Here is a 13,765-nt window from a genome sequence, read left to right as displayed (position 1 = left end):
GATTCGGTCCCCCTCGCGCCTGGGTAGGGTGGCGGGAACGGACGGAGGCGATCATGACGGCAGACCACCCCTCGGCGCCGGTCGACAAGCCTGCCGGCGGCAAGCCGGAGCACCACGCCACCGGCAGCGCGCCGGAGCACCACGAGTCGATCCTGCTCGACGAGCCGACCACTGCTGATCTGCGGGCCAAGGTCACCGAGGCCTGGCGGGAGTTCGCCCGGGCGCTCGCCGACCGGTTGCGCGGGCTGCCCTCCGGCGGGCACCTGGAGGTCACGCTCGACCCGACCGCCTCGGGCACCGGCGACGCCGTCTACTCGGTGAGCGTGGACGCGGGCGAGGAGGGTCGCCTCTCGGCCCGCGCGGTGGGCAACGCCATGCTCCCGCAGGGCTACCGGCTGGACCGGGCCGCGGTGGCCGACATGGTGGCGCTCGGCTGGTCGCCGCCGGGTGTGGTGCCGGGCTCCGGTGAGCAGTTCGGGCTGGACTGCGGCACCGACGAGGCGACGCGGCTGGCCGCCGTGCTGTCCCGGACGCTGCGTGACGTCTACGGCGCCCCGCATCCGGCCTTCCTCGTCTATCTGGTGCACGACGCCGAGGGCGAGGCGTTGCCGGTGGAGCCGCTCGGTACCGCGCGCGGCGAGTTCGGCCCGGACCGGGACGTGGAGGCCGACCTGGACGAGGCGCTGGCCGCGGCGGCGGCCGCGCAGTCCGGCGAGAACGACGTGCTGGCCCTGGAGGAGCGGGTCCGCACCGTCGTGTCGACCATGCTGAAGTCCGCGTCCGACCAGCTCCAGGTCGACTCCGACGGTGACATCAACATCCGGGCCGGCTCGGCCATGGTCTTCGTCCGGGTACGCGACAACCCGCCGCTGGTGGACGTCTTCTCGCCGGTGCTGACCGAGGTCGAGCCGACCGAGCGCCTCTACGTGAAGCTCTCCGAGCTGACCAACCGGATGCCGATCGGCCGGCTGTACTGCGCCGACGACACGGTGTGGGCCTCGATCCCGGTGTTCGGCCGCAACTTCCAGGCCACCCACCTGATGCTCGCGGTGCAGGTGATGACCGGGCTCGCCGACGAGCTGGACGACCGTCTGCACGGCGAGTTCGGCGGCAAGCGCTTCTTCGGCGAGGGCGACAAGCCGGCCCGGGCGCAGGAGCACCGCACCGGCATGTACCTCTGAGCCCGGATCAGCGCACGTCGAGCAGTGTCTTGCCCACTGTCTCCCGGGCCTCGATCGCGGCGTGCGCGTCGGCGGCGCGTGCCAGCGGGAAACGCTGCCCGATCACCGGTCGCAGCCGTCCGGCAGCGCCCTCGGCGAGTGCCGCCTCGGTGAGGGCGCGCAGCTCGTCCGGGCCGGGCCGGGGGCTCAGCAGTGTCACCCCGCGCGCGGCGGCCGACTCGGCGGGGATGTCCGCCCAGGCGCCGCCGGCCAGCCCGAAGCTGAGCATCCGCCCGCCGGGGTCCAGCAGGTCGAACGCCTCCCGGGCGAGCGACCCGCCCACGCCGTCGAACACCACGTCGACCGCGCCCGCGGCGTCCCGGACCCGGTCGGTCCAGCCGGCCTGCCGGTAGTCGACGACCACGTCGAGGCCGGCGGCGCGGAGCACGTCCACCTTGCGGGCGCCGCCGGCCGCGGCCACCACAGTCGCCCCGGCGGCCGCCGCCAGCTGCGTGAGCAGCGATCCGACGCCGCCGGCCGCCGCCTCCACCAGGACGCGGTCGCCCGGCCGCAGCCCGGCCGCCCGCGCCAGCATCAGGGCGGTCCGGCCGTCGGCCATCAGCGCCACCGCCGCGTCCAGCGCCAACCCCGGGGGTACGGGGACAGGCGCGCCCCGGTCGACCACGACGCGCTCGGCGTACCCGCCGGTGCCGCCGGTGGCGGTGACCACGACGCGGCCGGCGAGCGCCGGCTCGACGCCCGGGCCCAGCGCGGTGATCGTGCCGCCGACCCCGTTGCCGGGGATCACCGGCAGTTCGGCGCCGAACGGCCCGAAGCCGCTGGCCCGGAACATCGTCTCGACGAACGTGATGTTCGCGTGTGCCACGTCGACGAGCACCTGGCCCGGTCCGGGTGCCGGGTCGGGTGCCGTCCCGGGGACGAGCACCTCCGGTCCGCCGAACTCCCGCAGCCACACCGCACGCATACCGCCCCCTCGCCGCTCGTCGGTCACGGGTGTCAGTGCACGACATGAAGCGGGGTTGAGGTCAAGGCGTGGACGGGCCGACGCCGGGGGACTCGACCAGCCGGGAGAGCACGATGGTGCTGCGCGACGAGGTGACGAACGATTCGGCGCGCAGCCGTTCGAGGGCCTCCTCCAGGTGGGCGATGTCCGCGGCGCGCAGGTGCACGAGCGCGTCCGCCTCGCCGGAGACGGTGTACGCGCCGACCACCTCGGGGTGCCGGCGGGCGGCGGCGCCGATCTGCGCCGGGGTGGTCCGGCCGGCGCAGAACAGCTCGACGAACGCCTCGGTGGTCCAGCCGACCGCGGCCGGGTCGACGACGGCGGTGAATCCCCGGATCACCCCGGCGGATCGGAGGCGGTCGACCCGTCGCTTGACAGCGGGGGCGGAGAGTGACACCCGGCTGCCGATGTCCGCGTACGAGGCGCGGGCATCCGCGACGAGTAACGCAATGATTCGCTGGTCGACCGCGTCTATCTGCAACGTTCTGCTCCCGGGAAGCAATGCTTGTGGCTGTTACCAAAGTTGTACCGTACCTACTCTTGGTGACCGTGAACCAGCAGCGAGTCTCGCGAAAGCGGACATATCTCATGTGCTCGCCCGAGCACTTCACGGTCGAGTACGCGATCAACCCGTGGATGGACGTGACCACGCCGGTCGACGCCGGCCTGGCCGTCAAGCAGTGGGACCGGCTGCGGGAGACGCTCGTCGCGCTGGGGCACGAGGTGCACCTGCTCACCCCCGAGGCGGGCCTGCCGGACATGGTCTACGCGGCCAACGGTGCCTTCGTGGTCGACGGCACCGTCTACGGCGCCCGGTTCAAGCACGAGCAGCGGTCCGCCGAGGCCGCCGCGCACCGGGCGTTCTACGAGGAGCACGGCTGGCGGTTCATCGCGCCGAACGAGACCAACGAGGGTGAGGGCGACTTCGCGTACCTGCCGGACGCCCACGGCGGCCTGGTCCTCGCCGGGTACGGCTTCCGGACCGAGCCGGCCGCGCACGCCGAGGCGCAGGAGGCGCTCGGGCGGCCGGTGGTCTCGCTGCACCTGGTCGACCCGCGCTTCTACCACCTGGACGTCGCGCTGGCCTCGATCGACGACGAGAACGTCGTCTACTACCCGGGGGCCTTCTCCCACGCGAGCCAGAAGGTGCTGGCCCAGCTGTTCCCGGACGCGGTCGTCGCGGACGACGAGGACGCGCTGGCGTTCGGCCTCAACCTGGTCAGCGACGGGCTCAACGTGGTGCTGAACAACGAGGCGACCCGGCTCGCCGGCAAGTTGAAGGCGGCCGGCTACCACCCGGTCCCGGTGGAGCTGGCCGAGCTGAAGAAGGGCGGTGGCAGCGTGAAGTGCTGCATCGCCGAGCTGCGGCACTGAGCCACGCCTCGACGCGAAGGGCGGCCTCCCGGTGGGAGACCGCCCTTGCGCGTGTACGGGGGCCGGTCAGCCCAGCGTCGCCAGCTCGTTGATCACCACGTTGGAGAGCAGCCGGCCGTCGGTCTGCACCCGGCGCAGGTACCACTTCTGCTGCGGGGTACGGGTCTGGTTGAACTGCCAGGCGCCGCGCGGGCTGTCCACCTGGCCGATCTTGCCCAGCGCCAGGTTGACCTGCTGCGGCGAGGGGTTCGACCCGGCCAGCCGGATCGCCTTGTCCAGCACCAGCGCGGCGTCGTACGAGGCCATCGCGTACGTGGTGGGCGTCGAGTTGAACGTCTTCCGGTACGCCGAGGCGAAGATCCGGTTCGCGGTGTTGTTGAGGTCGGCCGAGTAGTTCAGCGCGGTCTCGATCCCGTACGACTGGATCAGCTTGCGCTCGCGGCCCTTCTCCCCGTCGTCGAGCTGGTCGAGTGCGGTGCCCTCGGTGAGGAACCCGGGGGCGTAGATCGGCCCCCGGTAGCCCTGGGCGTAGAGCTGCTTGACGAACTGCACGGCCTGCGCGCCGGAGTAGTGGCAGAAGACCGCGTCCGGCTCGCGCTCCAGCGCCTTGCGGATCGGCCCGGAGTAGAGCGACCGGGAGGGGTTGGGGTCGTCGTCGGTGAAGATCGGGTCCTCGGTGAGCCGGCGGCCCCGCTCGTACGCGCGCCGCAGCCCTTTGATGACGTCCTGGCTGCCCAGGCCGCGAGTGCCGAAGATGGCGATCCGGCTCGACGCGTCCAGCTTCTGGCGCAGGTACTCGCCGAGCGCCTCACCGGGTTCGGTCAGCACGTACGACGTGCGCCAGATGTAGACGACGCCCTGGAGCGTCGACGGGGAGGCGTTGGAGCCCAGCAGGGGTACCCGGGCCTCCTCGACCGCGTCCTTGATGCCGGTCATCACGGTCGGGCTGACCACGCCGGTGAGCGCGAGTACGCCCTCCTTCAGCAGCCGGTCGACGGCGGCCTTGCCGGTGGCGGCGGTGTCGCCCTCCTCGGCGGTCACGAGCGTGACCGGGTGGCCGGCGATCTGCTGACCTCGCATGCTGAGGAAGAGCTGGAAGCCGTTGGTGATCTCGTCGCCGACGGCCTTGTTCGCCCCGCTGCCGGGCACGATCAGCCCGACTTTGATCGGGCTGCCGGATCCGGTCTGCTCCCCGGAGTCGTCCCCGGATCCGCAACCCGCCGCCAGTCCGGTGGTACCCAGCGCGGCCAGCAGTTGCAGCGCCCGCCTGCGGTTCATCTGTGCCACCGATTTCCTTCCCGACAGGGTGGCCATGGTGCACACCCCTTCGGCGTTCTACCTGCTCGGCGACGCTGCGTCAATGCCCGGAAGATCATCGTGAAGCGACCGCAACGCCTCGACGACCAGGGGCCATGCGGCGGAGCCCGGTGCGATCAGCCCGAAATGCTCGCATTCAGGCAGCTCAACGAGCGTGGCGGCGCCTCCGGCGGCCCGATCCGCTGCCACCCAGGACCGGCTGATCGCGATCGGAACCTGGACATCTCGATCGCCGTGGATGACTACCGTGCGTGATTGGATGGGTACCAATGCCGATGGATCCGCCGCCGCGTACCGGTCCGGCACGTCGTCCGGGCCGCCGCCGAGGAGCGCGGCCACCGCCCCACCGTCCAGGTCCAGCCGGTACGCCTGCGCGAGGTCGGCCACCGGCGCCAGCGCGAGCACCCCGCCGACCGTCTCCGGGGCGTGCGCGGCCACGTACAGGGCCAGGTGCCCGCCCGCGGAGTGACCGACCAGGATCGGCGGCACGGGCGCCACCCGGCCGGGCAGCGCGGCGGCGGCGAGTCCCGGCAGCGCGGCGATCCCGGCGCGCACGTCGGTGAGCGTGTGCGGCCACCCTCCGCCCGGCTGGCCGGTCCGCCGGTACTCGATCTGCGCGACCGGGTGGCCGAGCGCGGCGAGCGCCGCCGCCATCGGGCCGGTGTGGGTGCGGTCGTACTCCGCCCGCCAGAAGCCACCGTGCACCACCACCACGAGCGGCCGGGGCGGCCCGTCACCGGCCGGGAGGCGCAGGTCGGCGCGCTGGTCCGGGTGGTCGCCGTAGGAGACCATGGCGTCCGGGGGCGGGGACGGGCGGGTCAGCACCTCGCGCGGGTCGGAGAGCATGCGGCGACGGTAGCGTCACCCGGTCCGGCCGAGTGCGCGTGGCCGGGGTGGGTAAAGATGGGTGCCATGACCGAAGCGCACTCCGCCGGACACGACGACGAACAGGGCAACGATGGCATCCCCGGCACCGTGGTGGTGGTCGGGCCGGACGGCCGCCCGGTCGGCACGGTGCAGACCGACGAGGGCAAGGGCGAGGATCCGACCCGTCTGGTCGAGCAGCCGGCCAAGGTGATGCGGATCGGCAGCATGATCAAGCAGCTGCTGGAGGAGGTGAAGGCGGCGCCGCTCGACGACGCGAGCCGGCACCGGATGCGGGAGATCCACGAGCGCTCGATCGTCGAGCTGAAGGAGGGCCTCGCCCCCGAGCTGCGCGAGGAACTGGAGCGGATCTCGCTGCCGTTCACCGAGCAGCAGGCGCCGAGCGAGGGTGAACTGCGCATCGCGCACGCCCAGCTGGTGGGCTGGCTGGAGGGGCTGTTCCACGGCATCCAGGCCGCGCTGGTGGCACAGCAGATGGCCGCCCGGGTCCAGCTGGAGCAGATGCGGTCCGGCCGCCAGGCGCTGCCGAGCGGCCCGGCCGGGATGATGCCGGGCATGCCGGGGATGCCCGGCAACAACGAGGGCCACGCCCCCGGCCAGTACCTGTGACCCGCCGGCCGGGGCGCGTCACGCGCCCCGGCCGGTCAGTCCAGCTCGAAGACCTTCTCCAGGTACGCCGCGACGCCGTCCTCGGTGTTCGGCCCGGTGACCTCGTGCGCGATCTCTCGTACCGCCGGGTGGGCGTTGGCGACGGCCACCGCACGTCCGGCCCAGGCCAGCATCGGCACGTCGTTGGGCATGTCGCCGAAGGCCAGCACGTCCCGCTCGTGCACGCCCAGCCGCTCCGCGTACCAGGCGAGGCCGGCCGCCTTGGTCACACCGGCCGCCGAGATCTCGATCAGCCCGCTGTACGACGAGTGGGTCGCCTCGGCCAGCCCTTCCAGCGCGCCCGCCACCACCCGCACGAAGACGTCCGGATCCTGCTCACCGGCCCGCGCCAGCAGCTTCACCGCGGGTGCGGCCAGCAGTTCCTCAGGCGACTCGATCGCCCGGATCGCATCGTGGTCGGCGTCCCACCGCAGCGGGTAGTGCACTTCGTGCCGCATCTGCCGGCTGTCCACGATCTCCACCGCGAGGCTCACCCCGGGCACCTCGGCGCGCAGCCGCCGGGCCACCTCCGCCAGCAGTTCCGGGGCGAGCGGGTCGGCGCGCAGCACCTGGTCGGTGACCGGGTCGTACACCACCGCACCGTTGGCGCAGATCGCCGGTAGCGGCTCGGTGAGCTGCTCGTACACCATCTGGAGCCAGCGGATCGGACGGCCGGTGACCAGGACCACGGGGGTGCCGGCGGCGTTGACGCGGGCCAGCACCGCGGCGGTACGCGGGCTGAGCGTCCGGTCGTCGCGCAGCAGCGTGCCGTCGATGTCGGAGGCGACGAGCCGAGGTGGATCTTCCATCACCGGGAGAGTAGCCGGTCCAGGTAGACCGCGACCCCGTCGTCGTCGTTGCGCAAGGTGATCTCGTCCGCCGCGGCGCGCACGTCCGGGTGGGCGTTCGCCACCGCCACCCGGGCCCATCCCGCCCAGTCGAACATCGGCAGGTCGTTCGGCTGGTCGCCGAAGACCAGGACGTCGGCCGGGTCGACGCCGAGCCGCTCGGCGACGACACTCAGCCCGCTGGCCTTGTCGGTACGGGGCGGGCAGATCTCGATGAAGCCGAGCCCGGCCTGGGTGAGCGTGGCCACGTCCGGCGGCACGATCGCCCGCGCGACCGCCAGCAGTTCGTCCACGTGGTGATCGGCGGTCCGGGCGAACGCCTTGATCACGTCGCAGGACAGGCACTCGACCCGGCTGCGCGCCTCGAACCGGTCCGGGTAGGGCCAGCTCGGGTGGTAGTCGCCCCAGAGCGGCGCCTCGTGCTCGTCCGACGCCTCCACCATCACGGTGAGCGGGCCGACCGCCGCCTCCAGGTCGGTGAGGATGCGGGCCAGCACCTCGCCGGGCAGCCGCTCGTCCCGCAGCACCAGGGGCCCCTCCGGGTCGCTCTGGTCCACCACCCGGCCACCGCCGGCCATCACCAGGAAGTCGGCGGCCCGGATGTCGTTGCGGGTGAGTTCGGTCAGGCGCGGTCCGCGGCCGGTCGCGCCGACCACCGGAATACCGGCGGACCGCACCCGGTCGAGCACCCGGTGGGTGTACGCGGAGACGGTCTCGTCGCTGCGGACGAGCGTGCCGTCGAGGTCGGTGGCGATCAGCTTGGGCAGTCCCGGGCGGGTCATGGTTCCTCCTTCGCCCTCCGCCGTCACGCCGGCCGACCAGATCCTCGGTGCCGCGACCATGGGACGGCGGGCAGCAACCGTATCTCGCGGAACGGGCGGCAACCACGGCTTTCCGGCGAATCGGCGGCGAAGCCCCGGTGGCCGCCGGACGCGCTGCCGGACCTGGTTCAGTAGGAGCGTTCGGGGCCGGCGAAAGGCACTGTGGGCTGCACCGTCAGGTCCGCCGGGGCCGGCGGCACGTCGTCGGTGTCGGCCCGGCGGCGGTCGGGCCGCTCGTCGTCCGGCTCCCCGTCGGCAGGCGACCCGCCGGCCGCCCGCCCGGCCAGGTGCAGCGCGGCCGCCAGCAGGGCGACCGCGACGAACGCGCTGACCAGGCCGCGTCCGTGCTCGACCTGCAGGCGTTGCTCGCCGACGAAGAACAGGATGCGCCGGGCCAGCTGTTCGAGGGAGGTGGCGGTCGCGACGAGCACCCCGAGCACGCCCGCCGCGAGACCCAGCCCGGCCAGCCGGGCGTGCTGCCGCACCGCCGGTGCGCCGCGCAGCGCCAGCCCCACCGCGACCGACAGCCCCAGCAGGCCCACCAGGTACGCCGTCCCGAACCCGCCGATCTCGGAGATCCCGCTGGTCAGGCGGGTGGGCCCCTCGTCGCCCCGGGTCTCCGCCGGCACCGTGATCGCCAGCCACTCGCCGATCAGCGAGGCGATCGCGGCCACCGCGCCGAGCCCGGCGAGCACGGGCGGCAGGCGACGGTCCCGGCCCAGCGCGGCGAGCGAGCGCGCGGCGCGGCCGGACGACTCCGGCTCGGCGTCCCCCCACTCGACGATCGTGGTGTCGTCGGACCTGTTGTCCTGCATGGGGATTCGCTTGTCCTGCCGGGGAACGGGGAGATCCTGCGACATGGCCACCCTTCCCGTGCGCGGGCCTGCGTCGAATCATGGCACAGCCCGCTCCCGCCGGCCGGGATCGCGACCCCGGGGTCCGGTGCGGGGCGGCCCGCTTTCGGTTAGCGTCGGTGCCATGCCTATCCGTACCGCATCCGCTCGCTGGCAGGGCAACCTCACCGAGGGGTCCGGCACCGTCCGCACCGGCAAGGGCGGCCTGTCCGGCAACTACTCCTTCAAGTCGCGCTTCGAGGAGGGCGAGGGCACCAACCCCGAGGAGCTGATCGGCGCCGCGCACGCCGGCTGCTTCTCGATGGCTCTCTCCAAGCAGCTCGCCGACGCCGGCGCGCAGGAGACGGCGGTGGAGACCACCGCCAAGGTGCACTTCGACAAGACCGACGCCGGCATGACCGTGACCCGCATCGACCTGGAGACCGTGGGCCAGGTCCCGGGCATCGACCAGGCCGAGTTCACCAAGCTCGCCGAGGCGGCCAAGGAGAACTGCCCGATCTCCCGGCTGCTGTCGCCGGGCGCGCAGATCACGCTGAACGCCCGTCTGGCCTGACATCGCGTACGGCACGGCGGGGGTGTCCTGCGGGACGCCCTCGCCGTGCGGTGTGCCCGACCGGGAGGAAGTGACCGGGCCGCGTGGCCGTGGAGATGAGCCGGGACCGGTTCGAGGAACTGGTCGGCGAGGCGCTCGACGAGGTGCCCGAGGAACTGCTCGGGTTGATGAGCAACGTGGTCATCCTGGTGGAGGACGACCCGCCGCCGGGTGAGAACCTGCTCGGCCTGTACGAGGGGCACGCGCTCACCTCTCGCGGCTGGGACTACTCCGGGGTGCTGCCCGACCGAATCCTGATCTACCGCAACCCGATCCTGGCGATCTGCGACACCGACGACGACGTCGTCGACGAGGTGGCGGTGACCGTGGTGCACGAGATCGCTCACCACTTCGGCATCGACGACGAGCGCCTGCACGCCCTGGGCTGGGGCTGACCGGTCTCCGGCGCGTCCCCGCCCGGCTGGTCCCGGTGGTTGCGCCGGTCCCCTAACCTGCGGATCAGGCAGATCCTGATGCAGGAGGAAAACCCATGCGCAGCGCGCTGTTCTCCGCGGAGAACCTTGAGAAGGAGTCCCAGCAGCCGGGCATGCGGTTGCAGAACTCCAAGATGCTGAAAATCGAGCTGAACGGCGAGGCGATGGCCCGGGTCGGGTCGATGGTCGCCTACCAGGGGCAGGTGCAGTTCCAGGCCCTCGGCTCCGGCGGCATCGGCAAGTTCATCAAGCAGCGGCTCACCGGTGAGGGCGTGCCGCTGATGAAGGTCTCCGGGCGCGGCGACGTCTTCCTCGCCGACTTCGCCAAGGACGTGCACGTCATCGACCTGGAGCCGGGCGACGCGTTGTCCATCAACGGCTCCAGCGTGCTGGCGTTCGACTCGACGCTCCAGTACGACATCAAGATGGTCGGCGGCGCCGGTTTCGCGTCGTCGTCCGGCCTGTTCAACTGCGTCTTCACCGGCCACGGCCGGATCGCGGTCACCACCAAGGGCACCCCTGTGGTGCTCAACGTGGACGCGCCGACGTACGTGGACCCGCAGGCGGCGGTCTGCTGGTCGGCGAACCTCCAGACCGGCTACCACCGCGCCGAGCAGCTCGGCCTGGGCACGCTGCTCGGCCGCAGCACCGGTGAGGCGTTCACGATGAGCTTCGCCGGTCAGGGCTTCGTCGTGGTCCAGCCGTCGGAGGAGCCTCCGGTGGCCGGCAGCGGCTCCCAGCAGCAGGGCGGCGTGCTCGGCGGCCTGCTGCAGTAGACCTCCGGTGCCCGGGGCGTCCGCCGAGGTCGCCCCGGGCCGGTCAGCTCAGCTCGCCGGACCGCAGCCGGGCCACCCAGGCCGCCGCGTCGGCGTAGTCGGTGTCGGTCAGCCCGGGCGGCACCGGCGCCTGCTGGTCACCCGCCGCCGTGCTCCAGCGGTGCCGGGGGTACGACCCCAGGAACCGCACGTCCGCGCAGACCCGGCGCAGCCCCTGCAAAGCCTCACCGAGGCGTACGTCCGCGACGTGCCCGGCGCAGTCCAGGAAGAACACGTAGCGGCCGAGCGCCTCGCCGGTCGGGCGGGACTCGATCCGGGTCATGTTGACGCCGCGTACCGCCAGCTCCATCAGGACCGCCAGCAGCGCGCCCACCCGGTCGTGGGCGAGGCACACCGCGAGCGAGGTGAGGTCGTCGCCGGTGGGCGGCGGGGGCGGGCCGGGGCGGGACACCAGCGCGAACCGGGTCACCGCGTCCGGGTGGTCGGCGATCTTGTCGGCGAGCACTGCCAGTCGGTGCCGGGTCGCGCCGATCGGGGCGCAGATGGCGGCGTCGTACTCGCCGCTCGCCGCGCCGGCCGCGGCGGCGCCGTTGGAGAGTACGTCGACCACTGTGGCGTCGGGCAGGTGCTCCCGCAGCCAGCCCCGGCACTGGGTGGACGCCTGCGGGTGGGCCGCGACGGAGCGGACGTCGGTCAGCGTGGTGCCGGTGCGGGCGGCCAGCACGAACTCCACCGGCAGGACCACCTCGCGGGTGATCACCAGCGGGTCGCCCTCGACCAGTTCGTCGAGCGTCACCCCGACCGCGCCGCCGATGGAGTTCTCCAGCGGCACCAGCGCCGCGTCCGCCTCCCCGGCGCGTACCGCGTCGAGCGCCTCGCCGACGCTGCGGGCGGGTGTGCGGTCCCCGCGCTCGGCGGCGGGCACGGTACGCAGGGCCTGTTCGGCGAAGGTGCCCTCGGGGCCCAGGTAGACGAAGCGGGTCGGCGGTGTTCCCGGCATGCCGACCAGCCTACGCACCCGGCGTGCCGTCGCAGGCCAGGGTGCGGATGCCGACCGGCGCCACGGTCCGCACCTCGACGCCGCACACGTCCGTGCCGGCGGTGACCAGCTTCGGCGTACCGCTCTCGCCGCGCGTGACCACCTGCAACTCCTCGTGCCCGGTGACCGTCAGCACTGTGTACTGCCAGCCCTCGGCGCAGAGCGGACCGGTCGCCACGGTGACCCGGACGTCGCGGGGCAGTACACCGGCGGATCCGCGCAGCAGCGCGACGATCCGGTCGCCGGACGGCCGTCCCCGGCAGGGTGCCGCCGAGGCCGGTACGGACGGGGAGGGCGTGGGCGGGAGGACCGGCGCCGGTGGGGTAGGGGTCGCGCTCGGGGTGGGCGTGGCGGAGACCGGCGGGACCGGGACGGGCGTGGCGGCGGCGGGTGGTGCGCGCAGCTCGGGCGGGGTGCCGCAGGCGGCGAGGGCGAGCAGCGTCAGCAGCGCCAGCGGGCGGTGGCGGCGTCGGGGGTGCGGGGTGCGGGGCACGGGGGCGTCCTCGGGCATCGAGGGATGTCGTCGTGGGGTGGGGCCGAGGTCATCGTAGGAGGACGACCGGCCCGAGTGAAGGGCGGCGGGTCTCGGCGCGGGTCAGACCGCGGAGAGGAAGGTGAGCGAGCCGGCCACCGCGCCGTCGGTGAGCACCGGCGTGGAGATGGCGTCGACCGTCCGGCCGGCGTCGGAGCCGGGCCCCTGCACGCGTAGCAGGCCGCGGGCGAGCCGCTCGGAGTGCAGCGCGAGCAGCGGCGGGATCTTGTCGGTCTCCTGCTCGGTCAGCTCGCTCGGGCTCGCCGTGAAGTCGACCAGCCGCAGGCCGCCCTCCAGCAGCGGCAGACCGATCACGTCCTCCGGGGCGCCCAGACAGAGCAGGTCACAGCCGGACGAGGAGATCGCCACGACGGTGGTGTCGGCGTCGATCAGCAGGCACGGCTCGGTGGCCCGGGAGACCATGCCGGACCACTGCCCGAAGTTGTCGGACTCCTGCTCGGTGGATGCCGCGGGCGCGAACACTTCCGAGAGTGAGAGTTCGACGTGGGCCACCGCGCCTCCTATGTACACCGACGGTCTGTCCACGCTAGCCGGTCGGTGCGGCGGAAGCATCGGCTGCCGGGCGGCCGGCGACGGCGCGGACCGGCGGAACCAGTCGGGGGCGGTGCCGCGGGCCGCGTGGCGTCGCCGGAGACGTTACCGGCGGGCGGCCCGCTTGTCAGCGGCCGTTCGGCCCTCGTCATACCACCGGTAGTCGGCAGTTGGACGGTACGTGCCGTTGAACCATGTCGCGGGCGCCTGCGCGACGCGGGAGAGCTTCTCGGCGGTGGCCGGACTGATCCGGTTTCCACCGGCCACGAGCAGGCGGTCCAGCTCGCGGTGGGTGGCCATGAGGCAGTCCTTCGGCAGGCCGTAGACGCTGATCACCCCGGAGCCGACGAACGTCAGCACCGGGGTGACCGGGATCGGCAGGCCGACCGCGTCGGAGAGTGCCTTGCTGGCCCGCTTGGCGTCCCGGCGCGCCTCCGCCACGTACGGCGGGCGCTTGCCGTTGATCTGGACCACGTCTCCGGCCACGAGCACGCGGGCCCGGCCGTGGTCGGCGATGGTGACCGCGAACAGACCGCTCGGGCCGATGGCCAGGAATCCGGCCCGGTCGTCGCGGGCGCGGTCGAGCAGCATGTCCGCCGGGTCCGTCCGGGGCCACTCGATGACGTGCCAGGCGGGACCGAGATGGTCGAGCTGGCCCAGGGCGCGGGCCCCTGCCGCTTCCAACCGGCGGGCCCCCCGCTCCGCCCGGCGACGCCGGGCCCACTCCAATGGAGTCGGTCGGGCCGGTTCGAGCACCGAGGTGGGCTCGACCCGGGAGTGCGGCACCGTGCGGGGCGGCAGTGCCCTGCTCGGTACGGCTCGACGAGCGGGAAAGACAGTCATCGCGACCTCCGGCAAAAGGTCTCTCGAAGTTATGTCTCCACTACCCTACGTTGCGCCCCCCGGGGC

The 13,765-nt window shown here is 73.1% G+C and carries 17 protein-coding genes; 6 read left to right on the top strand and 11 right to left on the bottom strand.

Going from position 1 to position 13,765, the window contains the following annotated elements; all coding sequences use genetic code 11:
* Positions 1-53: 53 nt before the first annotated feature.
* The gene (locus KSK32_RS11720) at positions 54-1,181 is read left to right on the top strand and encodes a YbjN domain-containing protein (RefSeq protein ID WP_216931220.1); all 1,128 of its coding nucleotides are present in this window, start codon (positions 54-56) and stop codon (positions 1,179-1,181) included.
* 7 nt (positions 1,182-1,188) lie between these two features.
* Here KSK32_RS11720 and KSK32_RS11715 read toward each other — a convergent pair whose 3' ends face one another.
* A complete protein-coding gene (locus KSK32_RS11715; RefSeq protein ID WP_216931218.1) occupies positions 1,189-2,145 on the bottom strand; it encodes a zinc-binding dehydrogenase in 957 nt (318 codons plus the stop codon).
* Positions 2,146-2,206: 61 nt separating this feature from the next.
* Complete coding sequence (locus KSK32_RS11710; RefSeq protein ID WP_026268389.1) at positions 2,207-2,665, bottom strand: Lrp/AsnC family transcriptional regulator; 459 nt, start codon at positions 2,663-2,665, stop codon at positions 2,207-2,209.
* A gap of 59 nt (positions 2,666-2,724) precedes the next feature.
* Between KSK32_RS11710 and ddaH the strand changes: the two genes are divergently transcribed.
* Positions 2,725-3,558 (top strand): dimethylargininase, encoded by an 834-nt coding sequence (gene ddaH, locus KSK32_RS11705; RefSeq protein WP_353939630.1) that lies wholly within the window; start codon positions 2,725-2,727, stop codon positions 3,556-3,558.
* Between the two features lie 66 nt (positions 3,559-3,624).
* On the opposite strand, the gene KSK32_RS11700 is transcribed toward ddaH, so the two are convergent.
* Both KSK32_RS11700 and KSK32_RS11695 read right to left on the bottom strand, forming a co-directional pair.
* Positions 3,625-4,845 (bottom strand): ABC transporter substrate-binding protein, encoded by a 1,221-nt coding sequence (locus tag KSK32_RS11700; RefSeq protein WP_216931216.1) that lies wholly within the window; start codon positions 4,843-4,845, stop codon positions 3,625-3,627.
* Between the two features lie 48 nt (positions 4,846-4,893).
* On the bottom strand, positions 4,894-5,721 hold the full coding sequence (locus tag KSK32_RS11695) for a S9 family peptidase (RefSeq protein ID WP_216931214.1): 828 nt from the start codon (positions 5,719-5,721) through the stop codon (positions 4,894-4,896).
* Positions 5,722-5,778: 57 nt separating this feature from the next.
* Between KSK32_RS11695 and KSK32_RS11690 the strand changes: the two genes are divergently transcribed.
* The gene (locus KSK32_RS11690) at positions 5,779-6,369 is read left to right on the top strand and encodes a bacterial proteasome activator family protein (protein ID WP_128137661.1); all 591 of its coding nucleotides are present in this window, start codon (positions 5,779-5,781) and stop codon (positions 6,367-6,369) included.
* 35 nt (positions 6,370-6,404) lie between these two features.
* On the opposite strand, the gene KSK32_RS11685 is transcribed toward KSK32_RS11690, so the two are convergent.
* From KSK32_RS11685 to KSK32_RS11675, 3 genes are all read right to left on the bottom strand, one after another.
* The gene (locus KSK32_RS11685; RefSeq protein ID WP_216931212.1) at positions 6,405-7,217 is read right to left on the bottom strand and encodes a Cof-type HAD-IIB family hydrolase; all 813 of its coding nucleotides are present in this window, start codon (positions 7,215-7,217) and stop codon (positions 6,405-6,407) included.
* Positions 7,217-8,038 carry an HAD family hydrolase gene (locus KSK32_RS11680; protein WP_216931210.1) on the bottom strand — a complete coding sequence of 274 codons (822 nt, stop codon included), beginning with the start codon at positions 8,036-8,038 and terminating at the stop codon, positions 7,217-7,219. Before KSK32_RS11680 ends, KSK32_RS11685 begins: the two co-directional genes overlap by 1 nt.
* A gap of 167 nt (positions 8,039-8,205) precedes the next feature.
* A complete protein-coding gene (locus tag KSK32_RS11675) occupies positions 8,206-8,892 on the bottom strand; it encodes a hypothetical protein (protein WP_254187022.1) in 687 nt (228 codons plus the stop codon).
* Positions 8,893-9,055: 163 nt separating this feature from the next.
* On the opposite strand from KSK32_RS11675, the gene KSK32_RS11670 reads away from it, so the two are divergent.
* The 3 genes from KSK32_RS11670 (at position 9,056) to KSK32_RS11660 (ending at position 10,733) form a co-directional block, all read left to right on the top strand.
* Positions 9,056-9,484, top strand: coding sequence for an OsmC family protein (locus tag KSK32_RS11670; protein WP_013289315.1), 429 nt, complete (start codon positions 9,056-9,058; stop codon positions 9,482-9,484).
* Between the two features lie 89 nt (positions 9,485-9,573).
* Positions 9,574-9,918, top strand: a complete 345-nt coding sequence (locus tag KSK32_RS11665) for a metallopeptidase family protein (protein ID WP_216936017.1) — start codon at positions 9,574-9,576, stop codon at positions 9,916-9,918.
* 95 nt (positions 9,919-10,013) lie between these two features.
* On the top strand, positions 10,014-10,733 hold the full coding sequence (locus KSK32_RS11660) for an AIM24 family protein (RefSeq protein ID WP_120572570.1): 720 nt from the start codon (positions 10,014-10,016) through the stop codon (positions 10,731-10,733).
* Positions 10,734-10,776: 43 nt separating this feature from the next.
* On the opposite strand, the gene pheA is transcribed toward KSK32_RS11660, so the two are convergent.
* The 4 genes from pheA to KSK32_RS11640 form a co-directional block, all read right to left on the bottom strand.
* On the bottom strand, positions 10,777-11,733 hold the full coding sequence (pheA, locus tag KSK32_RS11655) for a prephenate dehydratase (protein WP_216931206.1): 957 nt from the start codon (positions 11,731-11,733) through the stop codon (positions 10,777-10,779).
* 10 nt (positions 11,734-11,743) lie between these two features.
* Positions 11,744-12,283: a hypothetical protein gene (locus KSK32_RS11650; RefSeq protein WP_216931204.1), complete on the bottom strand. Its 540-nt coding sequence runs from the start codon at positions 12,281-12,283 to the stop codon at positions 11,744-11,746.
* Positions 12,284-12,367: 84 nt separating this feature from the next.
* Positions 12,368-12,817 (bottom strand): hypothetical protein, encoded by a 450-nt coding sequence (locus KSK32_RS11645; RefSeq protein ID WP_216931202.1) that lies wholly within the window; start codon positions 12,815-12,817, stop codon positions 12,368-12,370.
* A gap of 144 nt (positions 12,818-12,961) precedes the next feature.
* Positions 12,962-13,699, bottom strand: a complete 738-nt coding sequence (locus tag KSK32_RS11640) for a hypothetical protein (RefSeq protein ID WP_216931200.1) — start codon at positions 13,697-13,699, stop codon at positions 12,962-12,964.
* Between the last annotated feature and the right edge of the window lie 66 nt (positions 13,700-13,765).

This window comes from Micromonospora sp. WMMB482, from assembly GCF_019038635.1.
In the GTDB taxonomy this organism is placed as follows: domain Bacteria; phylum Actinomycetota; class Actinomycetes; order Mycobacteriales; family Micromonosporaceae; genus Micromonospora; species Micromonospora marina.
The sequence above is the reverse complement of the archived record's forward strand: the minus strand, read 5'-3'. Positions and strand labels throughout refer to the sequence as shown.

What these genes read in the sequence shown, in the direction of transcription:
- KSK32_RS11720 (WP_216931220.1), top strand. Translation starts at nt 54, where the DNA reads ATGACGGCAGACCACCCCTCGGCGCCGGTCGACAAGCCTGCCGGCGGC.
- KSK32_RS11715 (WP_216931218.1), bottom strand. Translation starts at nt 2,145, where the DNA reads ATGCGTGCGGTGTGGCTGCGGGAGTTCGGCGGACCGGAGGTGCTCGTC.
- KSK32_RS11695 (WP_216931214.1), bottom strand. Translation starts at nt 5,721, where the DNA reads ATGCTCTCCGACCCGCGCGAGGTGCTGACCCGCCCGTCCCCGCCCCCG.
- KSK32_RS11690 (WP_128137661.1), top strand. Translation starts at nt 5,779, where the DNA reads ATGGGTGCCATGACCGAAGCGCACTCCGCCGGACACGACGACGAACAG.
- KSK32_RS11685 (WP_216931212.1), bottom strand. Translation starts at nt 7,217, where the DNA reads ATGGAAGATCCACCTCGGCTCGTCGCCTCCGACATCGACGGCACGCTG.
- KSK32_RS11680 (WP_216931210.1), bottom strand. Translation starts at nt 8,038, where the DNA reads ATGACCCGCCCGGGACTGCCCAAGCTGATCGCCACCGACCTCGACGGC.
- KSK32_RS11675 (WP_254187022.1), bottom strand. Translation starts at nt 8,892, where the DNA reads ATGCAGGACAACAGGTCCGACGACACCACGATCGTCGAGTGGGGGGAC.
- KSK32_RS11670 (WP_013289315.1), top strand. Translation starts at nt 9,056, where the DNA reads ATGCCTATCCGTACCGCATCCGCTCGCTGGCAGGGCAACCTCACCGAG.
- KSK32_RS11660 (WP_120572570.1), top strand. Translation starts at nt 10,014, where the DNA reads ATGCGCAGCGCGCTGTTCTCCGCGGAGAACCTTGAGAAGGAGTCCCAG.
- pheA (WP_216931206.1), bottom strand. Translation starts at nt 11,733, where the DNA reads ATGCCGGGAACACCGCCGACCCGCTTCGTCTACCTGGGCCCCGAGGGC.
- KSK32_RS11650 (WP_216931204.1), bottom strand. Translation starts at nt 12,283, where the DNA reads ATGCCCGAGGACGCCCCCGTGCCCCGCACCCCGCACCCCCGACGCCGC.
- KSK32_RS11640 (WP_216931200.1), bottom strand. Translation starts at nt 13,699, where the DNA reads ATGACTGTCTTTCCCGCTCGTCGAGCCGTACCGAGCAGGGCACTGCCG.